The 20,785-nt window shown below is 66.1% G+C and carries 23 protein-coding genes and 1 riboswitch; of the genes, 5 read left to right on the top strand and 18 right to left on the bottom strand.

The window, feature by feature from the left end; all coding sequences use genetic code 11:
• The first annotated feature begins 49 nt into the window (after nt 1-49).
• Nucleotides 50-865 (top strand): TMEM175 family protein, encoded by an 816-nt coding sequence (locus ACW5DN_RS13035; RefSeq protein ID WP_456963242.1) that lies wholly within the window; start codon nt 50-52, stop codon nt 863-865.
• Here the strand turns inward: ACW5DN_RS13035 and btuB are convergent.
• From btuB to ACW5DN_RS13050, 3 genes are all read right to left on the bottom strand, one after another.
• Nucleotides 847-2,742 (bottom strand): TonB-dependent vitamin B12 receptor, encoded by a 1,896-nt coding sequence (gene btuB / locus ACW5DN_RS13040; RefSeq protein ID WP_456963243.1) that lies wholly within the window; start codon nt 2,740-2,742, stop codon nt 847-849. The two genes, ACW5DN_RS13035 and btuB, sit on opposite strands and share 19 nt — an antisense overlap.
• A 136-nt stretch (nt 2,743-2,878) precedes the next feature.
• A riboswitch (cobalamin riboswitch) is annotated at nt 2,879-3,140 on the bottom strand.
• A gap of 50 nt (nt 3,141-3,190) precedes the next feature.
• On the bottom strand, nt 3,191-3,553 hold the full coding sequence (locus ACW5DN_RS13045) for a TfoX/Sxy family protein (protein WP_456963244.1): 363 nt from the start codon (nt 3,551-3,553) through the stop codon (nt 3,191-3,193).
• The gene (locus tag ACW5DN_RS13050) at nt 3,550-4,032 is read right to left on the bottom strand and encodes a GAF domain-containing protein (protein WP_456963245.1); all 483 of its coding nucleotides are present in this window, start codon (nt 4,030-4,032) and stop codon (nt 3,550-3,552) included. Before ACW5DN_RS13050 ends, ACW5DN_RS13045 begins: the two co-directional genes overlap by 4 nt.
• 51 nt (nt 4,033-4,083) lie before the next feature.
• On the opposite strand from ACW5DN_RS13050, the gene bioD reads away from it, so the two are divergent.
• Entirely contained in the window at nt 4,084-4,773 is a 690-nt protein-coding gene (gene bioD / locus ACW5DN_RS13055) for a dethiobiotin synthase (RefSeq protein ID WP_456963246.1), read from the top strand.
• Between the two features lie 73 nt (nt 4,774-4,846).
• On the opposite strand, the gene ACW5DN_RS13060 is transcribed toward bioD, so the two are convergent.
• The 13 genes from ACW5DN_RS13060 to ACW5DN_RS13120 form a co-directional block, all read right to left on the bottom strand.
• Nucleotides 4,847-5,284 (bottom strand): phasin family protein, encoded by a 438-nt coding sequence (locus ACW5DN_RS13060; RefSeq protein ID WP_456963247.1) that lies wholly within the window; start codon nt 5,282-5,284, stop codon nt 4,847-4,849.
• A 117-nt stretch (nt 5,285-5,401) separates the two neighbouring features.
• Nucleotides 5,402-5,755, bottom strand: a complete 354-nt coding sequence (gene queD, locus ACW5DN_RS13065; protein WP_456963248.1) for a 6-carboxytetrahydropterin synthase QueD — start codon at nt 5,753-5,755, stop codon at nt 5,402-5,404.
• A 47-nt stretch (nt 5,756-5,802) separates the two neighbouring features.
• Entirely contained in the window at nt 5,803-6,531 is a 729-nt protein-coding gene (locus tag ACW5DN_RS13070) for a sulfite exporter TauE/SafE family protein (RefSeq protein WP_456963249.1), read from the bottom strand.
• 2 nt (nt 6,532-6,533) lie between these two features.
• Nucleotides 6,534-6,788, bottom strand: coding sequence for a cbb3-type cytochrome oxidase assembly protein CcoS (gene ccoS, locus ACW5DN_RS13075; RefSeq protein ID WP_456963250.1), 255 nt, complete (start codon nt 6,786-6,788; stop codon nt 6,534-6,536).
• On the bottom strand, nt 6,785-9,247 hold the full coding sequence (locus ACW5DN_RS13080; RefSeq protein ID WP_456963251.1) for a heavy metal translocating P-type ATPase: 2,463 nt from the start codon (nt 9,245-9,247) through the stop codon (nt 6,785-6,787). The genes ccoS and ACW5DN_RS13080 overlap by 4 nt, the downstream gene beginning before the upstream one ends.
• 8 nt (nt 9,248-9,255) lie before the next feature.
• Nucleotides 9,256-9,822 (bottom strand): FixH family protein, encoded by a 567-nt coding sequence (locus tag ACW5DN_RS13085; protein ID WP_456963252.1) that lies wholly within the window; start codon nt 9,820-9,822, stop codon nt 9,256-9,258.
• Nucleotides 9,822-11,381: a 4Fe-4S dicluster domain-containing protein gene (locus tag ACW5DN_RS13090; RefSeq protein ID WP_456963253.1), complete on the bottom strand. Its 1,560-nt coding sequence runs from the start codon at nt 11,379-11,381 to the stop codon at nt 9,822-9,824. Before ACW5DN_RS13090 ends, ACW5DN_RS13085 begins: the two co-directional genes overlap by 1 nt.
• Before the next feature lie 10 nt (nt 11,382-11,391).
• A complete protein-coding gene (locus tag ACW5DN_RS13095) occupies nt 11,392-11,643 on the bottom strand; it encodes a hypothetical protein (RefSeq protein ID WP_456963416.1) in 252 nt (83 codons plus the stop codon).
• 41 nt (nt 11,644-11,684) lie between these two features.
• Entirely contained in the window at nt 11,685-12,641 is a 957-nt protein-coding gene (ccoP, locus tag ACW5DN_RS13100) for a cytochrome-c oxidase, cbb3-type subunit III (RefSeq protein ID WP_456963254.1), read from the bottom strand.
• Complete coding sequence (locus ACW5DN_RS13105; RefSeq protein ID WP_456963255.1) at nt 12,638-12,829, bottom strand: cbb3-type cytochrome oxidase subunit 3; 192 nt, start codon at nt 12,827-12,829, stop codon at nt 12,638-12,640. The genes ccoP and ACW5DN_RS13105 overlap by 4 nt, the downstream gene beginning before the upstream one ends.
• A 3-nt stretch (nt 12,830-12,832) precedes the next feature.
• Nucleotides 12,833-13,447, bottom strand: coding sequence for a cytochrome-c oxidase, cbb3-type subunit II (ccoO, locus tag ACW5DN_RS13110; RefSeq protein ID WP_456963256.1), 615 nt, complete (start codon nt 13,445-13,447; stop codon nt 12,833-12,835).
• 10 nt (nt 13,448-13,457) lie between these two features.
• A complete protein-coding gene (gene ccoN, locus ACW5DN_RS13115) occupies nt 13,458-14,924 on the bottom strand; it encodes a cytochrome-c oxidase, cbb3-type subunit I (protein WP_456963417.1) in 1,467 nt (488 codons plus the stop codon).
• Between the two features lie 287 nt (nt 14,925-15,211).
• Nucleotides 15,212-15,586 (bottom strand): hypothetical protein, encoded by a 375-nt coding sequence (locus tag ACW5DN_RS13120; protein ID WP_456963257.1) that lies wholly within the window; start codon nt 15,584-15,586, stop codon nt 15,212-15,214.
• A gap of 176 nt (nt 15,587-15,762) precedes the next feature.
• On the opposite strand from ACW5DN_RS13120, the gene ACW5DN_RS13125 reads away from it, so the two are divergent.
• From ACW5DN_RS13125 to fabB, 3 genes are all read left to right on the top strand, one after another.
• Entirely contained in the window at nt 15,763-17,169 is a 1,407-nt protein-coding gene (locus tag ACW5DN_RS13125) for an aminotransferase-like domain-containing protein (protein WP_456963258.1), read from the top strand.
• 208 nt (nt 17,170-17,377) lie between these two features.
• On the top strand, nt 17,378-17,893 hold the full coding sequence (gene fabA / locus ACW5DN_RS13130) for a 3-hydroxyacyl-[acyl-carrier-protein] dehydratase FabA (RefSeq protein WP_456963259.1): 516 nt from the start codon (nt 17,378-17,380) through the stop codon (nt 17,891-17,893).
• A 2-nt stretch (nt 17,894-17,895) separates the two neighbouring features.
• On the top strand, nt 17,896-19,131 hold the full coding sequence (gene fabB / locus ACW5DN_RS13135; protein ID WP_456963260.1) for a beta-ketoacyl-ACP synthase I: 1,236 nt from the start codon (nt 17,896-17,898) through the stop codon (nt 19,129-19,131).
• Nucleotides 19,132-19,240: 109 nt separating this feature from the next.
• Here the strand turns inward: fabB and ACW5DN_RS13140 are convergent, their stop codons facing one another.
• Entirely contained in the window at nt 19,241-20,371 is a 1,131-nt protein-coding gene (locus ACW5DN_RS13140) for a PLP-dependent cysteine synthase family protein (RefSeq protein WP_456963261.1), read from the bottom strand.
• Entirely contained in the window at nt 20,355-20,756 is a 402-nt protein-coding gene (locus ACW5DN_RS13145; RefSeq protein WP_456963262.1) for a SirB2 family protein, read from the bottom strand. Before ACW5DN_RS13145 ends, ACW5DN_RS13140 begins: the two co-directional genes overlap by 17 nt.
• Nucleotides 20,757-20,785 lie beyond the last annotated feature (29 nt).

A 20,785-nucleotide genomic window follows, 5' to 3' on the forward strand; every position in this document is an offset into this window, starting at 1 on the left:
GGTAGATCGATCCGGTCGCGAACGGCGGCGCCACACGCGGGAACTGGTCATGGAGTTGTCGACACTGCCTGTACAGAGCGGATTCCGCTTACGCCGCGAGACTGTGACCCGGCTGGATACGTTCGTCGATGCCGCGTTCGCGTTCGCCGTGACCCTGCTGGTGGTGTCGTTCGGGGCAATGCCCGATAGCTTTGCCGAGTTGTACGACGCGCTGCGCCGGTTCCCGGCCTTTGTCGCGGGCTTCGCGCTCATCGGCATGTTCTGGGGCGCACACTACCGCTTCAGCCGGCGTTTTGGACTGGAAGACGGCACCGTGACGGTATTGAGCCTCGCATTGGTCGCGGGGACGTTGTTCTATGTCTACCCACTGCGGATGGTGATGTCGGCAGGCATGAATTTCCTCACCCTGGGCTGGGCGCCGAGTGAGTTCGAGGTGCGCAGCTTCTACGAGTTCCGGTTGATCTTCGTGATCTACGGGATCGGCTTCGGTGTGCTGGCAGCGGTCATCGGGTGGCTCAACGTGCACGCCTTGCGACAGGCCGACCGGCTGCGACTGGATGCCGCCGAACGGCTGCTCACGCGAACCGAGATCGGCTTCCAGTTGATCATCATCGGGTGCGCGACCTTGTCGATTCTTCTGGCGCTGCTGCTGCCACCCGGTCGCGACTGGATGATGGCGCTACCGGGGATGGCGTACGCGTTGATGGGCCTTCTGCTGACCCTGTACGGCGTGCGCATGAGGTCGCGCGTTCATGCATTGGCTGCACACCGCGACGGGGGATTAGGGGAACTAGGGAATCCCCCAGGGGATCCCCACATCGAGCCGGATCCCGTCGCGCAGGCGACTTACTCCGCCGGCGCGTAACGCAAGGTCACGAACCACTCGCGCCCCGGCTGGTTGTAGAACGACACGGTCTCGTAGTCGCGGTCGAACACGTTGGCCAACCGGCCCTGCAGGGTCAGCGAATCGCTCAACGCGTACTCCGCGCGCAGGTCGAGGGTCGCGTAGCCGGGCAGGCGGCGGGTGTTGGCGACGTCGTCGAAGCGCGCGCCTTCGGCGACGCCGGTCAGGCCGATGCGGAAGTCGCCGAACGCGCGGTCGAGTTCCAGCCGGGCGCTCTCGCGGGCACGGCGTGGCAGGTCGTTGCCGGCCTGGAAACCGGTCAGGCTCTCGGTGTCCAGGAAGCTAACGCTGGCGGCAACCTGCCACTGTGCGAGTTCGGTGTCGATGCCGAGTTCGGCGCCGCGCATGCGCGCGCGATCAATGTTGTTGGGCAAGCCGATCGCGGCATCGAACGCGATCAGGTCGTCGACGGTGGTCTGGAACGCGTCGAGGCGGACATCGAAGCGGTCGCCGTTCCAGCCCAGGCCCAGTTCGGCGCTCTTCGATTCCTCTGGACGCAGCTCGGCATTGCCGAAGAACGGGTAGTACAACTCGTTGAAGGTCGGCGCCTTGAAAGCGGTGCCGTAGCCGGCACTGAGCCGCCAGTTATCGGCGAAATCGATGCCCCAGGCCGCGCTGCCGGTGGTGTGGCCGCCGAACTGGTCGTTGTCGTCGCGGCGCACGCTGGCCTGCAGCGACTGCGCGCCGAAGCGTCCCTGGTACTGCGCGAACGCGGCGCGGTTGCTGCGCTCGCTCTCGTCGTACGTGGTGCTGCCGGCGACCCGGTCGCGCAGCCAGTCGACGCCCGCGCTGATCATTTGCTGGTCGCCGATGCCAAAGTCGCCCTGCAGGCTGGCACTGTCGCGGTCGGTGTCGAAATTGCCGAGGTTGGCGCCGTCCTTGAACTGCTCGGAGGCATCGACGTTGCGGCCGGCAGTCAACTTCAACTGCAGGGTGTCTGACGGCCGCCAGCGCACGCTGCCCCCGACCACCTGCTGCACGGTCTCGGAGCGGTTGGTGAAGTCGCCATCGAAGTCGTTCTCACCCTCGCTGCGCAAGGCCACCGCGCTGAGCTGCCAGGCGTCGTTGAGGTCGATGCCGCCGCGCAATGCCAGTGCGTTCTGGATGTAACCGTCCAGGTCGGGTTCCGGCGTGGCGATGAAGCAGCCGCCGGCGAACGGATCCGGGGTAGCGACGTCACAGGCATTGAAGCCCTCGGTACGCTGGAACTCGTAGTCGACACCGAACCAGGTGCGCTCGTTGCGTCCGCCGAAACCGACGCCGTACTCATGCGCGCCGTGGCTGCCGCCGCCGACGTGCAGGCGCGGCGCGTAGCCCGGGGCATCGCCAACCCGACGGGTAAAGATCTGGATCACTCCGCCGATCGCCTCGCTGCCGTACAGGCTGGAGCGCGGCCCGCGGACGATCTCGACCCGTTCGACCAGTGCCAGCGGCAGGTTCTGCAACGAGACCAGGCCAGAGGTGGCAGAACCGATCCGGATGCCGTCGATCAGCACCACGACGTGGTCGGACTCGCTGCCGCGCAGGAATAGCGTAGTCAGCTTTCCAGTACCGCCCTGGTTGGACATCGACACGCCGGCGCGGCCGCGCAGCAGGTCCGGCAGCGAGCGCGCCTGGCTGCGCTCGATCTCGGCGCGGTCGATCACTTCGACCGGCGCAAGCGCGGTGTCGACGTCGATCGCGGTACGGGTGGCGGTGACCGCGACGCCGTCGAGGTCGGTGGCCGATTGCGGAGCGCCTTCGGGCAGGGGTCCGGCGGCGTGGGCCAGCCCCGTCAGGGCAGCAACAGGCAGGACAAGAACGGCCGCAACGGCCAGGGACAGCGAACGGGACTGCATCGATGGTTCTCCAACGCGCACGGAAATCGCCGTGCCGGGCTTGGGGAAGCTGCGTGGAGGGGAACTGTTGCGAAAACGGTCGGACAGGCACCGGCGTTGTCGCCGCAATGCCCGCCGCATCGCAACCAATAGTGGGTCGAAACCCTGCATCCAGGCCGGTCTCCGGACTCGCGAGTGGCGTCGTTGTCGACACCGGCCGTGGCGCCTTCCCATGCAGCATTCTTGATGAATGCCTGCAAGTCCCAGGGGACTTGCCACACAGTGGCGGTGAGCCGCGGCTTGGGCTCGCTTACCGTTGCGGGGGCAGTGCCGGAATGACCGTGTTGACGGCGTCACCGGCTTCCCGTTTCAACCCCTTGGCAGGACGCCGCCGGGTCACCTCGAAGCGGCGCCAGTCTAAGCGATCGGTGGCTACCGGCGCAAAGGGTGTTGGTGATAACGCGGCAGCTCAGTAGCGCCGGTAGGGCTCATCCGGGTCGGGCTTGACGGGCACGGTGTCGGCGGTCAACACGGTCGTGGTGACCGGGCCGGCCGCTGGACTGTGCCGTGGCGGCGGCAGTTGCTCGATGGCCGCTTCGGCGGCGGCGACCAGCTCGTTGCGACGCTGCTCGGGAACGTCCTGCCAATGGCAATCCAGCAACGCGCCCTCGATCGAATACAGCAGGTTGAGGGTCGGCTTGAAGCCAGCGCGCTTGACCCGCATGAACGCTTCCACGGCACCGAGTTCGAGCAGCTCGTCGCGGCTGTGCAGGCCGACCTGCCGCAACCAGGCACTGGATTTTGGACCGATATTGCGCAGCTTTTCCTTCATTCCAGCGACTCCACAAATATCTGCGCAATCGCTTCCATCCCGCTTTGGTCGTCCGCGTCGAAGCGGCCCGTCTGCGGGCTGTCGATATCGAACACGCCGATCAGCTCATCGCCGCGAAACAGCGGGACCACCAGTTCCGATCGCGAGGCCGAGTCGCAGGCCACATGGCCTTCGAACTCATTGACGTCGGCAACGCGTTGGGTCTTGCGAGTGGTTGCCGCCGCGCCACAGACGCCCCTGTCGAGCGCGATGCGCACGCAGGCCGGCTGGCCCTGGAATGGACCGACCACCAGTTCGCGGCCATCGAAAAAATAAAATCCGACCCAGTTCAGCGCCGGCAGCGCGTGATACACCAGCGCCGACAAATTGGCCGCATTGGCGATCCGGTCGCGCTCGCCAGCGAGCAGGGCGCGGACCTGGGCCGCAAGGTCGGCATATTGTTCCGGCTTGCTGCCGGACAGAGGGGTGGGATTGAACATTGTTCCAGTCTAGCAGCGGTGATGTCGGTGGGCCGGGACTACCATGTGGCCATGGCTATCCGCAGTTTCTATGTCACCGGTACCGACACCGGTGTGGGCAAATCCGTCGCCAGCGCGAGCTTGCTGCACGCCCTGCGCGCAAGCGGCCAGCGCGCGGTCGGGATGAAACCGGTGGCCAGCGGTTGTGGGTTCATTGACGGTGCCTGGCGCAACGAGGACGCCTTGTTGTTACAGGCCGCCAGTGACCCGCGACCGGCATATGCCGACATCAATCCGTTTGCACTGCAATCGCCGATTGCGCCCGAACTGGCGTTGCGCGATGAGGGCGTCGAGTTGCAACTTGCACCGTTGCTGGCCGCCCATGTGCGGCTGGCGGCGCAGGCCGATACGGTGGTGGTCGAAGGCGTCGGCGGCTGGGCCGCGCCGTTGTCGGCACGGCTGGATCAGCTCGACCTGATCCGCGCGCTGGACTTGCCGGTCGTGCTGGTCGTGGGTCTGCGGCTGGGTTGCATCAACCATGCGCGGCTGAGCGCGCGTGCGATCCAGGCCGATGGCGTGCCACTGCTGGGCTGGATCGCCAATGAAGTGGACCCGGCGATGGCGCGTATCAACGACAACTTCCAGATGTTGTGCGATCGCCTGCCAGTGCCGTGCTGGGGACGGTTGCCCCATCGACCCCAGCCTGATCCCGCTGCCCTGGCCGGGCACCTGCAACTGCCCGACACCGTGCTCCCGGCCTGATCGGCGGGCAACAAAAAACCCGGAAGCCTGCGCTTCCGGGTTTCGTGTTCCGGCCGTAGCTGGAGAGAGAGACTTACTTGGACTTGGAAGCCTTGGTCGCACCCTTGGTGAACGACTCGGCCTTCTCGGTCACGGCCTTGGCGACCTGCTCGGCATTGGCCTGGGTGGTCTTGGCGGTGGCTTCCAGCTGCGACTTGGTGATGTCGCTGATCTGCTCGTTGGCCTTGGTGGTGCGGCCGATCACTTCCTGGCTGATGGCGACGCCGCGCTCGACGTTCTCGCGGGCGACCTGCACGCCCTTCGGCCAGATCTTCTTGAGGCCGTCGGCGTCGCGCACTTCGGCGGCTTCACCGAGGAACGCAAAGGTGGCATTGGCGCGGTCTTCGATCGCGGCCATCTGCAGGCCGAATACGGCTTCGACATTTTCGATCGCGAGGCGGTTGACCTGGGCCGCGGCATCCGCGAACTGACGCGTGGCGGCGGCGAACTGCTCGTTGAACTGCTGGTACATGGCGGGAGGCTCCTGCTGGCGTCGACAAGAGATTTGTCGATTTGTGCGTTGCAGCATAACCGTGCTTATGGTGCGACGCAACATCCAGCAAACGCTAAGCTGAATATCGTTCAGCTTTCAACCCCGGTAACGGCAGCCGGACGTGCAGGTCTCGTGCACCACCACTTCACTCAATAGCGGCAAGACGGGCTTGAGTCGCTCCCAGATCCATATTGCGATGCGCTCGCTGGTTGGGTTGTCGAGTCCCTCGATGTCGTTGAGGTAGTTGTGGTCGAGCCGGTCGTACAGCGGTTGGAAGGCGGCTTTGACGTCGGCAAAGTCGACCACCCAGCCGGTTTCCACACCGGGCTCGCCTTCCAGGTGGATCTCGACCCGGAAGGAGTGACCGTGCAGGCGCGCGCACTTGTGTCCTTCGGGAACGTTGGGCAGCCGATGCGCGGCTTCCAGGGTAAAAATCTTGAAGATGTCCATGCGCCATTGTATCGCCGTGGCCGGTGGTCGAGCGGCATTGACGCGACTCAGACCGGGCGCGGCAGGCAACCCAGTGCCGCGAGCAGGCCATGCATCGCCGGCACCTGCATCAGCCACGGCGAGGCCAGGGTCAGCAATCCGGCCGCGAGCACCAGTAAACCGGCCGCGGCACGCCAGCCGCCACGTTGCAGGCGCTGGCCCAGCCGCGCCCCGGACCAGGTCAGCGACACCATCAACGGCAGTGTGCCAAGGCCAAATGCGGCCATCGTCAACGCACCGTTGCGAGCATCGGCCTGGAGCCACGCTGCGGCCAGCATGGTGGTGCTCAGGCCGCATGGCATCCAGCCCCACAACATGCCCAGCCCGATCCGCTTCGCGCTGGTGTTGGCGGGTAGCAGGCGGCGTTGCAACGGTCGCAGTTTCGACCACAACGCGCCGGTGCCCGGCCCGGACAGGAACGCCAGCCGGCCCTTGCGATCCAGCAGCCGCACCGCGACCACGATCAAGACCAACCCGACCGCAGCGCGCAACCCCCACGCCAGCCAATCCAGCCGGGCCAGGTCGACGATGCCGTGACCGATGCCGCCGGCAATCGCGCCGGCCGCGGTGTAGCCAAGCACCCGGCCCAGATTGGGTTCGATCGCGTACTTCCAGCTCGCCTTCGGCCCCATCGCCGAGAACCCGGTGGCGATGCCGCCGCACATCGCCGCGCAATGCACGCCGCCCATGAGACCGGTGAGCAGGGCGGCGCCGAGGGTGAGCCAGTCAATCGGCATGCTCAATCAGCTTGCCGGTCTTCGCCGGTTCGGCTGCCGTCTGCCGGCGCGACAGCATCGATGTCGACATCATCAGCGTTGCCAGTGACCGAAGGCGCCAAGGGAGCGACGCGGTCGTGCTCGTCCTCGCGCAGGATATCCAGTGCCGGGGTATCGAGGTCTTCGAACTGGCCGCGCTTGACCGCCCAGATGAAGGCCCACAGCGCCAGGCCCAGGGCCAACATGCTGACGGGGATCAGGAACAGCAGGATGTTCATGGGTGCAGATCCGCGGTGGCGAGGGCAGGTGCTGGCGCGTCGCCCGGAGCAGGCGACCGGGTCAGCCGCAAGGCGTTGGCGGTGACGATCAGTGATGACACCGCCATCCCCAGCGCGGCGATCCACGGCGTGACCATGCCGGCGGCGGCCAATGGCAGTGCCAGGATGTTGTAGCCCAATGCCCAGCTGATGTTCTGGCGGATGACCCGACGGGTGCGGCGGGCAATCGCGATCGCCTCGGGCACGCGTGTCAGCGAGTGCCCCGTCAGCACCAGGTCGGCGGCACGTTGGGCGAGTGCCGCGCCTTCGCCGATCGCCAGCGATACATCCGCACCGGCCAATACCGGTGCGTCGTTGAGCCCGTCGCCGACCATCGCCACTACCCGGCCACGTTGTTGCAGCTCGCGAACGAAGGCGAGCTTGTCCTCCGGGGCCTGCCGCGCATGCGCCTGGTCGATCCCCACCCGTTGCGCGAAACCCCGCACCGGCTCGGCGGCGTCGCCGCTGGACAGGTGCACCGCGAGTCCCTGGTTGCCCAGCAGCGACACGGCGGCGCGCGCATCGGTACGCTCGGACTCCGCCAGCTGGAACCGTGCCGCCGCGCGTTTGCCGTTGCCGAGCCACAGCCGCCCATCATCCTCGGCGCCGGCAGCAAAGCCGGCCTGGCCCAGCAGCCAGCGTTCGCCATCGACGACGCCTTCAATGCCCTGGCCCGGAACCGCCTGCACGTCGCGGGCATGCGGCGCATCGGCGACCGCGGCAAACGCCAATGCGATCGGATGGCCGCTGTCGCGTTCCAGCGCGGCGGCGATGCGCATGGCGTGGTCACGATCGATGCCGCCGAAGGCCTCGATGCCCGCCAGTACCGGGCGCCCATCGCTGAGCGTGCCGGTCTTGTCGAACACGATGTCGGTGACCTTGGCGAGTCGGTCCAGGGCGTTTTCGCGCACCGCCAGCACGCCGATCCGGGCCAGCGCACCATGGGCGGCGGTCAGCGCCGTTGGCACCGCGAGCGACAACGCGCACGGGCAGCTGATCACCAACAGGGCGAGGGTGACCTCGAACGCGCGCGAGGGGTCGTAGGCGTGCCAACCGAAGTAGACGAGCACGGCCGCCAGCAACAATCCGGCGACAAAATAATGGGCGATGCGCTCGGCGGCACGTGCGAGTGCCGGTCGCTGCGACTGGGCCTGTTCGACCAGCCGCGCCAGTTGCGACAGGCGGGTGGCGCTGCCGGTCCGGGTCACCCGCAACCGCGCCGGCCGTTCGCGGCAGACGGTGCCGGCGTACACGGTTGCGCCGGCCTGTTTGTCGACCGGGCTGGATTCGCCTGTCAGCAGCGCTTCCTCGAAGCGGGCGTGGCCATCAAGCAGCTCGCCATCGGCCGGCACCACTTCGCCGGCCGCCACGCAGGCGACATCATCGACCACCAGCGCGGCCAGCGGAATCGATTCGCGGCGCCCGTCGGCCAACTCGCGGGTCGCGAAGGCGGGACGTGCCCGAGCCAATGCATCGACCTGGGCACTGGCAATCCGGCGCGCACGCTGCTCCAGCATCCGCGCGACCAGCAACAGGAATACGAACATCACCGCCGCGTCGTACCAGACATGCTCGCTGCCGCGGATGGTGCCGACCACGCTGGCGAAGTAGGCCAGCAGGGTGGAGCCGGCGATCAGTGTGTCCATGCCCAACTGGCGATGGCGCAACTCGCGCCAGGCGCCGGCGATGAACGGCCAGCCGGCGTAGAACACCACCGGGGTGGACACCAGGAAGGTCAGCCAGCGGAAGAAGTCGCGGGTCGGCACCGGCATGCTGCCGTTGGTGTCCAGGTACAGCGAGCCGGCCAGCATCATGGCCTGCATCGAACCCAGTCCGGCGACGCCGATCCGGATCAGATCACGGTTGCGTTGTGTCCGCTGGGCACGCTCGCGCGCCTCGCCGCTGGCCAGGTAGGGCCGATAGCCCAGGGTGACCAGGCGCTGCAACGGTTGCGACAGGTTGGTGAGCCGTGGATCCCAGGCCAACCGGATGCGACCGGTGACGGCGTTGGCGCCGGCCTCCAGCACGCCGGGCTCGCGCGCCAGCACACGGTCGATCAACCACGCGCAGGCCGCGCAGCGCATGCCGTCGGTAAGCAGGGTGATCTCGCGCCCGCCGTCGATGTCGTGGGCATGCTCGGACAGCAGCTCGTCGCGGTCCCACACCGACAGGTCGACCGGCTCGACACCAACCCGGCCGGCGTGTTCGCTGCGCAGCCGGTAGTAGTCGCCCAAGTCGGCTTCGCGGATCCACTGTGCGGCGGCGGCGCAACCGTCGCAGCAGAACCTGCGTGTTGCGCCGTCCAGCTCGACCCGTGCGGGGCCGGCAGGCAAGACCTCACCACAGTGATAGCAGCCGTCAGTGTCGGCCAGTAGCGCTTCGTTGCGTGCTGGCACGCCGGGAGTCAGTGCCACCGCCATTGCATGACCTATGGTGCCTGCAGCGACGGGTGCAGGTTCGCCGCCAGTTGGCCTTTCGGCAGGCGGCCTTTCAGTCGCCAGCGTGCGTCCTGGGGCTCCAACTGGAGCTTCCAGTCGTGACTGGCATCAATGGCGGCCGGGAGGCGCCAGCCCAGCTCGCCCGGTTGCAACAGCAGCACCTGGTCGACGGCGGCACGCGTGGGGTGGATCAGGGTCAGCTGCAACGGTGCGGCACGGTCGAAGTCGCCACTGACCGGCAGCACCTCGATGAATGCCTGCTCGGTGTCGATGCGCACGATCGCGCTGAGCTTCTCCTGTTGCGCGATCGCATCCGGCCCCAGGTCGGCGGTCTGGATCTGCGCGGTACGCGATACGGTATCGATGACCTGGTCGCTGTAGCCCTCGCCACTGGCGATGAAAATCATCACCACGCTGGCCAACACGACCACGGTTGGCAACGCAATCACCAACCAGACGATCGGTTGGCGCCAGGGCGACCGGCTGCCCTCGGTTGGTTCGTCGGTGCCGGGTTTGTTGCGGGGAGGCTTATTCGGTTGGGAATCGGGAGTGCTCATTACTGGGGTCCAAAGAAACTGCTGTCTACGGTTTCACGGGTACTGCCGTCGGCCGATTCGATGACGAATCGGAGGTCGTGGCGACCGGTGATGGTGGCCGGTGCGGTGACGGCCAGCGGTAGTGACACCACCTCGGCGGCGCCGGCTTTCACGCTCTGCGGGCCGCTGCGCAAGACCATTCCGCCGGTGGCCGCATCCAGGCTCACACGGTACTCCTGCGGCTGGTTGGTCTTGTTGACCAGCTTGAGCGTGTAGCCGTTCTCGATGCCATCGCTGACCTCGCGGTACAGCGCGTTGCGGTCGCGCAATACGTCGGCGATCAAGGGGCTGCGGGTGGCAACGCCCCAGCCCCAGCCGACCACCAGCACCAGCAGCAGCGCCGCATACACGAACACCCGCGGGCGCAGGATCCGGGTCGGCTTGCCATCAATGGCGTTCTGGGTGGAATAGCGGATCAGGCCACGCGGGTAGCCCATCTTGTCCATGACATCGTCGCAGGCGTCGATGCACGCACCGCAGGCGATGCAGTCGTATTGCAGGCCGTTGCGGATGTCGATGCCGGTTGGGCAGACCTGCACGCACATGGTGCAGTCGATGCAGTCGCCGGCGGTGTCAATTTCCGGCCGGGTCAACGGGTGATCCAGGCTGGCGGTAAATGCCGCGTCGTTGGCCAGGCCCGCGTCTTCGCGCGCCTCCACCATGGCGTTTCCGGCCGCGTCGTGGCCGCTGGCGCGGAATACCAGCTCATAGGCAAGCGCCTTGTCGAGCAGGCCGCGGCCGCGGGAGATGACATCGCCCAATCCGCGCCGGCGCGGGCCACGCGGCTCGCCGCGCATCGGGTCGTACGCGATGATCATCGTGTCGCGATCGAACATCGCACTTTGGAAGCGCGCGTACGGACACATGTACTTGCACACCTGCTCGCGCAGGAAGCCCGCATTGCCCAGGGTGGCTCCGGCGTAGAACAGCACCCAGAAGGTCTCCCAGCCATTCCAGTCGAACGGCATGGTCCGTTCTGCCAGGCTGGCGATCGGGGTGAAGAAGCCGACGAAGGTGAAGCCCGTCCAGAGTGCGAAAGTCACCCACAGCACGTGCTTGGAGCCCTTGCGCAGGATCTTGTCGCGGTTCCACGGGCCGGCGTCGAGCTTGATCCGCTTGGCGCGGTCGCCCTCGGTCCAGCGCTCCATCCACAGGAACACCTCCGTCCACACCGTCTGCGGGCACGCATAGCCGCACCAGACCCGGCCGGCAAGCGCGGTCACGAAGAACAACACCAGCGCCAGGATGATCAGCAGCATCGCCAGGAAGGTGAAGTCCTGCGGCCAGAAGGTCAGCCCGAAGATATGGAACTGGCGCGCGGGCAAGTCGAACAGCACGGCCTGGCGGCCATCCCATTGCAGCCACGGAAAGACGTAATACATCCCCAGCAGCCAGAACACCGAGATCTTGCGCAACCGGTCGAGTGGACCCGATACATCCCGCGGGTACACCTTGCTGTCCTTGGAGTAGAGCGAAAAACTCTCACCATCCAGCAGGTCGATGTCAATTTTCTTGCTCACCGCGAAATCCCTACTCCCGGGGTAACGACTTGTTGAAGCGACTGGGCGGACGCAGCAGCAGCCAGGTGAACAGGCTGGACGATGCCGTCGCCAGCCAGAACATCAGGCCACCGATCGTGTAGCCCAGACCGCGGTTGATCGTCAGGTGCGGGAAGGTCATCTCACACAGTTCCAACGGGTCGACGAAGGCGAAAAACACCATCGTCGCCACGCAGGCGGCAAAGAAGCTGGGCCAGAGAATGGCGCCGACCCGCTGCACCATCGGACGCGGCGGGTGGTCGATCGGTGGCGGCGCCGGCACCTTCACAATGGCGCCTCGCTTGACGCCGGGGCGGAGTCGCCGGCAGTTGCGGGCGGGTTGGACAACGACCAGACATAGCTGGCTACCAGACGCGTGCGGGTTTCACCCAGCAAGTCGCGGTGCGCCGGCATGACGCCATGGCGTCCGTTGACGATGGTCTCGCGCAGGCTGGCGTTGCTGTCGCCGTACATCCAGTAGTTGTCGGTCAGGTCCGGGGACCCCAGCTCGATATTGCCCCTGCCTTCCACGCCATGGCAGGCGACACAGACGCCGTCGTAGAGCTTCTTGCCTTGCGCGGCCAGATAGTTGTTCTGCACCGACTGGTCGGGCGTGCCAAGTACGCGCACGTAGGCGATCACGTAGTCGACCGCGTTGTCCCCGCCCATGCCGGTCAATACCTTGCCCCATGGCGGCATCACCCCGTCGCGACCATCCAGCACGGTCTGCAGGACCTGCTCCGGCGCTCCGCCCCAGTGCCAGATGTCGTCACTCAGGTTGGGGTAGCCGATGGCGCCCCGCGCGGACGAGCCGTGGCAGGTGGCGCAGGTGTTGGCGAAGATCGACCGACCAAGCTCCCGCGCGACCGGGTCGGCGGCGAGCTGGTCGATCGGCAGGCCGTTGTAGGGACGGAAAGTCTCGTCAAGCGTCGCATCCCAGACCTTCTTGTCCTGGGCATGCTCGCCCTGCGAGCTCCAGCCGCTGATGCCCTCGTAGTTGCCCAGCCCGCCGTACCAGATCAGGTAACCGATACCGAAGGCGATGGAGATGAAAAAGCCCTGGATCCACCAACGCGGCATCGGCTTGTTGTATTCGGTGATGTCCTCGTCCCAGTAATGACTGGTCTCCTCCGGCTTGGGGTCGCCGGGCCGACGTTTGGACGTCCACCACAGCAACCAGGCCACGCCAAGGATGTTGAGCGCCGTAAGGGCGATGAGGTACCACGACCAGCCAGTGCTCATGGGCGCGGCTCCACTGGGTTTTCGTTCTCGTCGTTGCCGTCAGCGTCGTGGCTGGTATCGCCGGGCGTGTCGTCCAGCGCCAGGCGTGCGGTGGCGTCGAATGCCTGCTTGTGCTCCGGTAGCCACGCCCAGTAGCAGATGGCCAGGAACAGCAGCATCAGTGCGACGGTGATGATTCCAGAAAGCATGGCTCAGCCTCCCTTCGGGCCGTGGATGCCCAGGCCCTGCAGATAGGCCACCACGGCGTCCAGCTCGTTCTTGCCGGCAACGTCTTGTGCGGCCTGCTCGATCTGCTCATCGGTGTAGGGATCGCCCAGTCGCTGCAGGGTCTTCATGCGGCCGGCGATCTCCGCACCATCCACGGCGGTTTCCTCCAGCCACGGGAACGCCGGCATGTTGGACTCGGGCACGACCGCACGCGGGTCAGTCAGGTGGACGCGGTGCCAGTCGTCGGAGTAACGCCCGCCGATCCGGGCCAGATCCGGGCCGGTGCGCTTGGAGCCCCACTGGAACGGGCGGTCGTAGACCGACTCGCCAGCCAGCGAATAGTGGCCGTAGCGTTCGGTCTCGAAACGCAGCGTACGGATCATCTGCGAGTGGCAGTTGTAGCAACCTTCGCGGACATAGACATCGCGTCCGGCCAGTGCCAGTGCCGGATACGGCTCGACACCGGGCAGCGGTTCGATCGCTTCGGCCTGGTACATCATCGGCACGATCTCGGCCAGGCCGCCCAATGACACGGCAACCGCGGTCAAGATGGCCAGCAGGGCGATGTTTTTTTCTACTTTTTCGTGACCAAAACTCATTTCTTCGTCCTCAGCCGCGCGCCGCGGTCGGGTGCGGTGCCAGCACCGGATGGTTTGCCAGCGCACGCACGCTCTGATGGGTGCGCCACAGGTTCCAGGCCATCAGGCAGGTGCCGGCCAGGATCATCAGTCCGCCCAGCAGGCGGCCCAGGTAGTACGGGTAGGTCGCGCTGAGCGCTTCCACGAAGCTGTAGGTCAAGGTGCCGTCGGCGTTGGTGGCGCGCCACATCAGGCCCTGGGTGATGCCGGCGATCCACATCGAGGCGATGTAGAACACCACGCCCATGGTGTGCAACCAGAAATGGCCGTCGATCATCTTGGTCGAGTACATCTTGGTGGCACCGATCAGCCTCGGGTACAGGCAGTAGACCGAGCCGAACGAGATCATTGCCACCCAGCCCAGGGTGCCGGCGTGGACGTGGCCGATGGTCCAGTCGGTGTAGTGGCTGAGCGAGTTGACGGTCTTGATCGACAGCAACGGGCCTTCGAAGGTCGCGATCATGTAGAAACTGATGGCGACGATCAGGAATTTCAGGATCGGGTCGGTGCGCAGCTTGTGCCACACCCCCGACATGGTCAGCAGCCCGTTCATCGCGCCGCCCCAACTGGGGGCCAGCAGGATCACCGAGAACACCATGCCGACCGACTGCGCCCAGTCGGGCAGGGCGGTGTAGTGCAGATGGTGCGGGCCGGCCCACATGTAGACCGAAATCAGCGCCCAGAAATGCACGATCGACAGCCGGTAGGAGTAGATCGGCCGCTGTGCCTGCTTGGGCACGAAGTAGTACATCATTGCCAGGTAGCCGACGGTCAGCAGGAATGCCACCGCGTTGTGGCCGTACCACCACTGCGCCATCGCATCGACCGCGCCACTGTAGATGGGGTAGGACTTGGTCAGGCTGGCCGGCAGCACCAGGTTGTTGACCACGTGCAGGAAGCCCACGCCGATGATGTAGGCGCCGTAGAACCAGTTGGCGACATAGATGTGCTTGACCCGGCGCTTGGCGATGGTGCGGAAGAACAGCCAGCCGTAAGCGACCCAGACCAGAGCGATCAGGATGTCCAGCGGCCATTCCAGCTCGGCGTATTCCTTGCTCTGGGTGATGCCCAGCGGCAGGGTGATCACCGCGCCAACCATCGCCGCCTGCCAGCCCCAGAACACGAAGCTGGCCAGCTTGTCGGAGACCAGCCGGACATGGCAGGTGCGCTGGACGACGTACAGGCTTGTGGCGAACAGCACCGAGCCGCCGAACGCGAAGATCACCCCATTTGTGTGCAGCGGCCGCAGCCGGCCGTAGCTCAGCCAGGGGGTGTCGAAGTTCAGCGCCGGCCAGTACAGCTGGGCGGCGATGAACACACCGACCGCCATGCCGACAATGCCCCAGACCATGGTCGCGACCACGAACTGGTGGACCACCTTGTCGTTGTAGTAACCGCGGGGCGCGGCCAGCGCGGAATCACCGGTGTCAGCCGGCATTGCCACGGCATCGTCATGCACAGACATTCAGGAAACCTTCCATTTTATAAGCATGTATTTTCCCCGGGATCAGCGTGTGGATAGTTGATCTGGGTCAATTGGGTGGGGCGGGACTACGGTCATGGCTGTGCAGGCGATCACGTTCGATCCGTGTGGATCGATGACGGGAATGCCTGCTCAGCGCGTTGGCCATGTGTTTGCCGTCCAGTTCAGACGGGCTCGAGCCAAGGGTTGGCACCACGATTGTAGATGATCACACCGGGGGAAGCCGAGGATATGGGGGCGCTTCATGGCGTCGGCTCCCGCACGGCAGCCGGTGCCCGTGCCGGTTCTGGCTGCCGCGACCCACCGAGGCGAATGCGCCGCAGCCAGCGATGGCGCAGCCATACCGCGACGGTCATCACCACCAAGAACATGGTGTAGGCGCACATGGTGGCGACCACCTGCTTCCACATGCCGCCGTGAATCGCAGTGGCATCGTTGAAGCCCCAATACATGCCGTACGCGGCCAAGCCGGTGGCGATTACCAGGCTGGAGGTATCGAACAGTTTTCGCGCCCGTGTGCGCGGCTGCCGGGGGTAGACCCAGAACAGCACCGCGAGAATCGAAAACCACGGCACAAACAGGATCAGGGCAAGGTTGAGTTCGACTAGCGGGTTCATCGGCGGTCGTCCCCCGTCGGGGCTCCAGTCATGGGACATCAGTTCAGCGGGTCTCAGGATAGGGCGACCGGATCAGTTGGCGTAGACTCAAAAATCGACCAAATGACCGTATCAGATGGCTCCGTTCAGTTCCGCGAGCTTTGCCGGAATTTTGGCCAGGGCCACCGGGAGTTACGATGACGCTGTATCAGACGCTTGCCGACGACATTGCCGAATCGATCCACGAGGGCCTGCTGAAACCTGGCGACCGGCTGCAGTCGGTGCGCCAGGCCAGTGCGGCGCGCAAGGTCAGTCCAGCGACCGTCTTCCAGGCCTATTACCTCCTCGAAGCCCGTGGCCTGGTGGAGTCGCGGCCGCGTTCGGGCTACTACGTCACTCGCGCCGCCGTCATGCGGCCGCCGGAGGCGGACTTGTCTTCGCAGCCGGATGGCGAGTCGCGCGCGGTGGACGTCAGCGATCTGGTGTTCCAGGTGCTGGAATCCTCGATGACCCGCGACGTCGTGCCCTTGGGGTCGGCGTTCCCCAGCCCACTGCTGTTTCCGCTGGATCGTATCGGCCGGCTGCTGGCGTCCGCCGCGACCCACCTGGACCCGTGGAGCACGGTCGACGACCTGACCCCGGGCAACGCCGAGCTGCGGCGGCAGATCGCGTTGCGCTACCTGCTGGCCGACATGCACGTGGGCGCCGACGAGATCGTGATCACCAACGGCGCGATGGAAGCGCTGAACCTCTGCATCGGCGCGGTGACCGAACCCGGCGATGCGGTGCTGGTTGAATCGCCGTGTTTCTACGCGACCTTGCAGATGCTGCAACGGATGCGCCTGCGCGCGATCGAGGTGCCGACCCATCCGCGTGAAGGCATCGACCTGGCGGCGATGGAGGTGGCGATCGCCCGCCATTCGCCGAGCGCATGCTGCCTGATGAGCAGCTTCCAGAACCCGCTTGGGGCGAGCATGCCGGAGGATCACAAGCGCGCGCTGGTGGAGTTGCTCGCCCGCCACCGGATCCCGCTGGTCGAGGACGACGTCTACGCCGAGTTGTACTTCGACCCGCAGCGGCCGCTGCCGGCCAAGGCCTTCGACCGGGAAGGGCTGGTGTTGCATTGCTCCTCGTTCTCCAAGAGTCTGGCACCGGGTTACCGGATCGGCTGGGCCGCGCCGGGCCGCTTTGCCCGGCGTGTCGCCCGGCGCAAGCTGACCACCACCTTGAACACCAACGTGCCCACCCAGGCCGCGCTGGCGCAGTATCTGCAACGCGGTGGTTTTGATCGCCACCTGCGGCGCCTGCGCAAGACCCTGGCGGAGCAGCAGGCGGACTACCTGGAGGCGATAGCGCGGCATTTCCCGCGCGGCACGCGGGTGCCGCGACCGGCTGGCGGATATTTCCTGTGGTTGGAATTGCCCCAGGGTGCGGACGCGCTGGCGATCCAGCAACGCGCCGCCGCACTGGGCATCAGCATCGCACCGGGGCCGATGTTTTCCGCCAGCCGCGGCTTCGGCCACTGCCTGCGGCTCAACTGCGGCCACCCGCTGGATGCGCGGGTGCACTCGGCGCTGGCGACGTTGGGGCGACTGGCAGGTTGAGCGCGAGCGCGCGCACTGAGCACGGCCGGAACAGTGTCTCGGACAGTCGACCGAGCAGCTTGAGCCGTCCCAACATTACGGCCATCCGCCGCCGGGCCGGGGTTACGGCATAGATACGCATCCGTATGGAAATCAGTCATTGATGCGCGTCAATACATTTTTTACGCCAAACCGGCAAAATCCATGGTTTCCCCTGTTGCGTGAACACATGACTCGACCTTCTTCGTTCGATTATGAGCAGTTGCTGGCCTGCGGCCGTGGCGAGATGTTCGGCCCCGGCAACGCGCGCCTGCCTGCTCCGCCGATGCTCATGTTCGATCGCATCACCCAGATCACCACCGACGGCGGCAAGTACGGCAAGGGCTTCGTCCGCGCCGAGATGGATATTCGCCCCGACCTGTGGTTTTTCCCCTGCCATTTCGAGAACGATCCGGTCATGCCCGGCTGCCTCGGTCTGGACGCGATGTGGCAACTGTGCGGTTTCTACCTGCCGTGGCTGGGTGCGCCGGGCCGCGGCCGTGCGCTGGGCGTGGGCCAGGTCAAGTTCAGTGGCCAGGTGCTGCCGGACGCAAAACTGGTGACGTACGAGCTGGATATCCGCCGGGTCATGCGCGGTAAGCTGGAGCTGGTCATCGCCGACGGACGGACGCTGGTCGACGGCCGCGAGATCTATAATGCGTCCGACCTGCGGGTTGGATTGTTTACCTCAACGGAGGGTTTCTGAGCATGGCGCATGCATCCGACCGACGCGTAGTCGTCACCGGGATGGGCGTGGTTTCGTGCCTGGGCAATGACTTGGCCAGCGTTTCCGATTCGCTGCGCGACAGCCGTCCGGGCATCCGTTTCATCCCCGAATATGCCGAGCTGGGATTGCGCAGCCAGGTGGCTGGCGAGCCGCAGATCGACCTGACCGAACACATCGACCGCAAGCTCAAGCGCTTCATGGGCGATGCCGCCGGTTTCGCCTACGTCGCGATGCGCGATGCGATTGCCCAGGCCGGCCTGAGCGACGAGCAGGTACACGACGTGCGCACCGGCCTGATTGCCGGTTCCGGTGGCGGCTCGCCGCAATGGCAGATTGAAACCGGCGACCTGCTGCGCAACCGCGGCGTGCGCAAGGTCGGCCCGTACATGGTGCCGCGCACGATGGGCTCCACGGTGTCAGCGACCTTGTCGACGGCGTTCGGCATCCGTGGCCTGAGCTATTCGATTTCTGCCGCTTGCGCGACTTCGGCCCATTGCATCGGCGCCGGCGCCGACCTGATCCGCCATGGCGCGCAGGACGTGATCATTGCCGGCGGCGGCGAGGAGCTGCATTGGGGCATGACCGCCCAGTTCGACGCGATGGGCGCACTGTCGACCAAGCACAACGAGACACCGCTGACCGCATCGCGCCCGTACGATATCGCCCGCGACGGCTTCGTCATCGCCGGCGGTGGCGGCATGCTGGTGCTGGAGGAGTACGAGCACGCCAAGGCGCGCGGCGCGAACATCCTTGCCGAGCTGGTCGGTTACGGCGTGACCTCCGACGGCGTCGACATGGTGGCCCCGTCCGGCGAAGGCGCGGTGCGCTGCATGCAGATGGCGCTGGCAGGCTTCGGCGGCCGTGAGGTTGGCACGATCGACTACCTCAACACCCACGGCACCTCGACCCCGCTGGGGGATGTGGTCGAGCTGCAATCGGTGCGCAACGTCTTTGGCGACAAGGTGCCGCCATTGTCCTCGACCAAGGCGCTCAGCGGTCACTCACTCGGTGCGGCCAGCGTGCACGAGGCGATCTACTGTCTGTTGATGATGCAGGGCGGCTTCATGGCCGGCTCCGCCAACATCGAGAACCTGGACCCGAAGGTCGAAGGCTTCCCGATCGTGCGCGAGAGCCGCGCAGCGACGCTGGACACGGTGATGTCCAACAGCTTCGGCTTCGGCGGCACCAACGGCACCCTGGTGTTCGCGCGGGTGTGAGGAAGAGCCGCTGCGGCGGCTGCGACTGATGATTGATGCAGGCGCGTCGTCCGGAAGGGCGGCGCGTTTTGCTTTGGGGAGGGGAGCCGGCAAGTCCTGGAGCGTTGCTTCAGACCGTTGGGTGCCAGTCGCCGGTCGCCAGCGTCGTACGCAATGCGGCCTCGGATGGCGCCGGGTCCAGCCCGTTGTGGGCCAACCACGCGGGGTCATACAGGGTCTGCTCGTAACGCTCGCCGGGATCGCACAGCAGGCTGACGATGCTGCCGCACTGGTCGGCGGCGCGCATTTGCGTGGCCAGTTGCAGGCAGGCGACCAGGTTGGTGCCCGAGGAGCCACCGTAACGACGACCCAGTTGCTCTTCCAGGATCCCCATCGCGGCGATAGAGGCGACATCGGGTACCTCCACCACGTCATCAACGACTTCGAACAGGAATCCCGGTTCCACGCGTGGCCGGCCGATGCCCTCGATGACGGTCGGCTGGCTGCCAACAACCGTGCGGTCGCGAGTGCGCCAGCCATGCACGAACGCGCTGCCGGTGGGTTCGGCCACGCACAGGCGGGTGGGCAGGGCGCGGTAGCGCAGGTAGCGGCCGATCGTCGCCGAGGTGCCGCCGGTGCCGACCCCGCAGACGATCCATGCCGGCTCGGGGTGGGGTTCCTGCGCCAGCTGGCCGATGATCGACTCGGCGATGTTGTTGTTGCCGCGCCAGTCCGTCGCGCGCTCGGCGAGGCCGAACTGGTCGAGGTGACAGGCGCCGTTGGCGGCATGCCAGGCGGCGCGTTCGTAGACCTGTGACGGATCGTCGACCAGATCGCACTGGCCACCCAACGCCTGCACATCGGCGATCTTGCGCGGAGCGGTGGCGGCCGGCATCACGGCGGTAAACGGCAGGCCCAGCAATCGCGCGAACCACGCCTCGGAGATCGCGGTGCTGCCCGAGGACGCATCCACCACTGGCTGCTCCGGATGCAGCCGGCCGTTGCACAGCGCGTAGAGGTACAGCGAGCGGGCGAGGCGATGTTTCAGGCTGCCGGTCGGATGCGCGGCCTCGTCCTTGAAGTAGAACTCGATGCCTGGGAAGCCGGGAAATCCCAGCCGTAGCAGGTGGGTGTCGGCCGAACGCGCGGCCTCCTGGCGCAACCGCGCCAGCGATTGGCCGGTCCATGAGCGCAGGGTGGCGGCAGTCACGCTCTCGCCACGGGCGGCGTCAAACGCCGTGATGTCAGCCGACAAACTCATACAGGAACCCCCATGGGCTATGCGCGCGGGCAATCGAATAGACCATCGCGAAGGTCAGCAGTGCGGCCACGTAGAACCCGGCCTTGGCCGCCCGCGTGCGCCCGCGCTTGATCGCGAACGTGCCCAGCACGACGTACACCACCAACAGCAGCAGTTTCGCGGTCAGCCAGCCATTGGCGAACATCGCTCCCGGCAGGATCGTCAGCAGCATCAGCGCCGCGGTCAGCAACGCGGTATCGACGGTGTAGCTGGTCCAGCGCACCGCCAGCCAGTGAGGCCAGCGCATCCCGGCCAGCACCCCGGCGCCGCGCAACGCGAAAATCGCGCCGCTGGTCAGTGCCATGGCGATGTGGACGCTTTTGATCTGTGGGTAGAACTCGATCATCAATGATCCTCGGAATTGCCGGGCGGGAC

The sequence above is a fragment of the Lysobacter sp. A289 genome (genome assembly GCF_054072675.1).

Bases quoted from the DNA above. Each gene is read 5' to 3' on its own strand.
- ACW5DN_RS13045 (WP_456963244.1), bottom strand. From the start codon at position 3,553: ATGAAGGAAAAGCTGCGCAATATCGGTCCAAAATCCAGTGCCTGGTTG.
- ACW5DN_RS13085 (WP_456963252.1), bottom strand. From the start codon at position 9,822: ATGAGCACTCCCGATTCCCAACCGAATAAGCCTCCCCGCAACAAACCC.
- bioD (WP_456963246.1), top strand. From the start codon at position 4,084: ATGGCTATCCGCAGTTTCTATGTCACCGGTACCGACACCGGTGTGGGC.
- ccoN (WP_456963417.1), bottom strand. From the start codon at position 14,924: ATGCCGGCTGACACCGGTGATTCCGCGCTGGCCGCGCCCCGCGGTTAC.
- ccoO (WP_456963256.1), bottom strand. From the start codon at position 13,447: ATGAGTTTTGGTCACGAAAAAGTAGAAAAAAACATCGCCCTGCTGGCC.
- queD (WP_456963248.1), bottom strand. From the start codon at position 5,755: ATGGACATCTTCAAGATTTTTACCCTGGAAGCCGCGCATCGGCTGCCC.
- ACW5DN_RS13070 (WP_456963249.1), bottom strand. From the start codon at position 6,531: ATGCCGATTGACTGGCTCACCCTCGGCGCCGCCCTGCTCACCGGTCTC.
- ACW5DN_RS13140 (WP_456963261.1), bottom strand. From the start codon at position 20,371: ATGAGTTTGTCGGCTGACATCACGGCGTTTGACGCCGCCCGTGGCGAG.
- ccoS (WP_456963250.1), bottom strand. From the start codon at position 6,788: ATGAACATCCTGCTGTTCCTGATCCCCGTCAGCATGTTGGCCCTGGGC.
- fabB (WP_456963260.1), top strand. From the start codon at position 17,896: ATGGCGCATGCATCCGACCGACGCGTAGTCGTCACCGGGATGGGCGTG.
- fabA (WP_456963259.1), top strand. From the start codon at position 17,378: ATGACTCGACCTTCTTCGTTCGATTATGAGCAGTTGCTGGCCTGCGGC.
- ACW5DN_RS13125 (WP_456963258.1), top strand. From the start codon at position 15,763: ATGACGCTGTATCAGACGCTTGCCGACGACATTGCCGAATCGATCCAC.
- ACW5DN_RS13035 (WP_456963242.1), top strand. From the start codon at position 50: ATGGAGTTGTCGACACTGCCTGTACAGAGCGGATTCCGCTTACGCCGC.
- ACW5DN_RS13145 (WP_456963262.1), bottom strand. From the start codon at position 20,756: ATGATCGAGTTCTACCCACAGATCAAAAGCGTCCACATCGCCATGGCA.
- ACW5DN_RS13105 (WP_456963255.1), bottom strand. From the start codon at position 12,829: ATGCTTTCTGGAATCATCACCGTCGCACTGATGCTGCTGTTCCTGGCC.
- ACW5DN_RS13050 (WP_456963245.1), bottom strand. From the start codon at position 4,032: ATGTTCAATCCCACCCCTCTGTCCGGCAGCAAGCCGGAACAATATGCC.
- ccoP (WP_456963254.1), bottom strand. From the start codon at position 12,641: ATGAGCACTGGCTGGTCGTGGTACCTCATCGCCCTTACGGCGCTCAAC.
- ACW5DN_RS13060 (WP_456963247.1), bottom strand. From the start codon at position 5,284: ATGTACCAGCAGTTCAACGAGCAGTTCGCCGCCGCCACGCGTCAGTTC.
- ACW5DN_RS13095 (WP_456963416.1), bottom strand. From the start codon at position 11,643: ATGGTGCAGCGGGTCGGCGCCATTCTCTGGCCCAGCTTCTTTGCCGCC.
- ACW5DN_RS13120 (WP_456963257.1), bottom strand. From the start codon at position 15,586: ATGAACCCGCTAGTCGAACTCAACCTTGCCCTGATCCTGTTTGTGCCG.
- btuB (WP_456963243.1), bottom strand. From the start codon at position 2,742: ATGCAGTCCCGTTCGCTGTCCCTGGCCGTTGCGGCCGTTCTTGTCCTG.
- ACW5DN_RS13080 (WP_456963251.1), bottom strand. From the start codon at position 9,247: ATGGCGGTGGCACTGACTCCCGGCGTGCCAGCACGCAACGAAGCGCTA.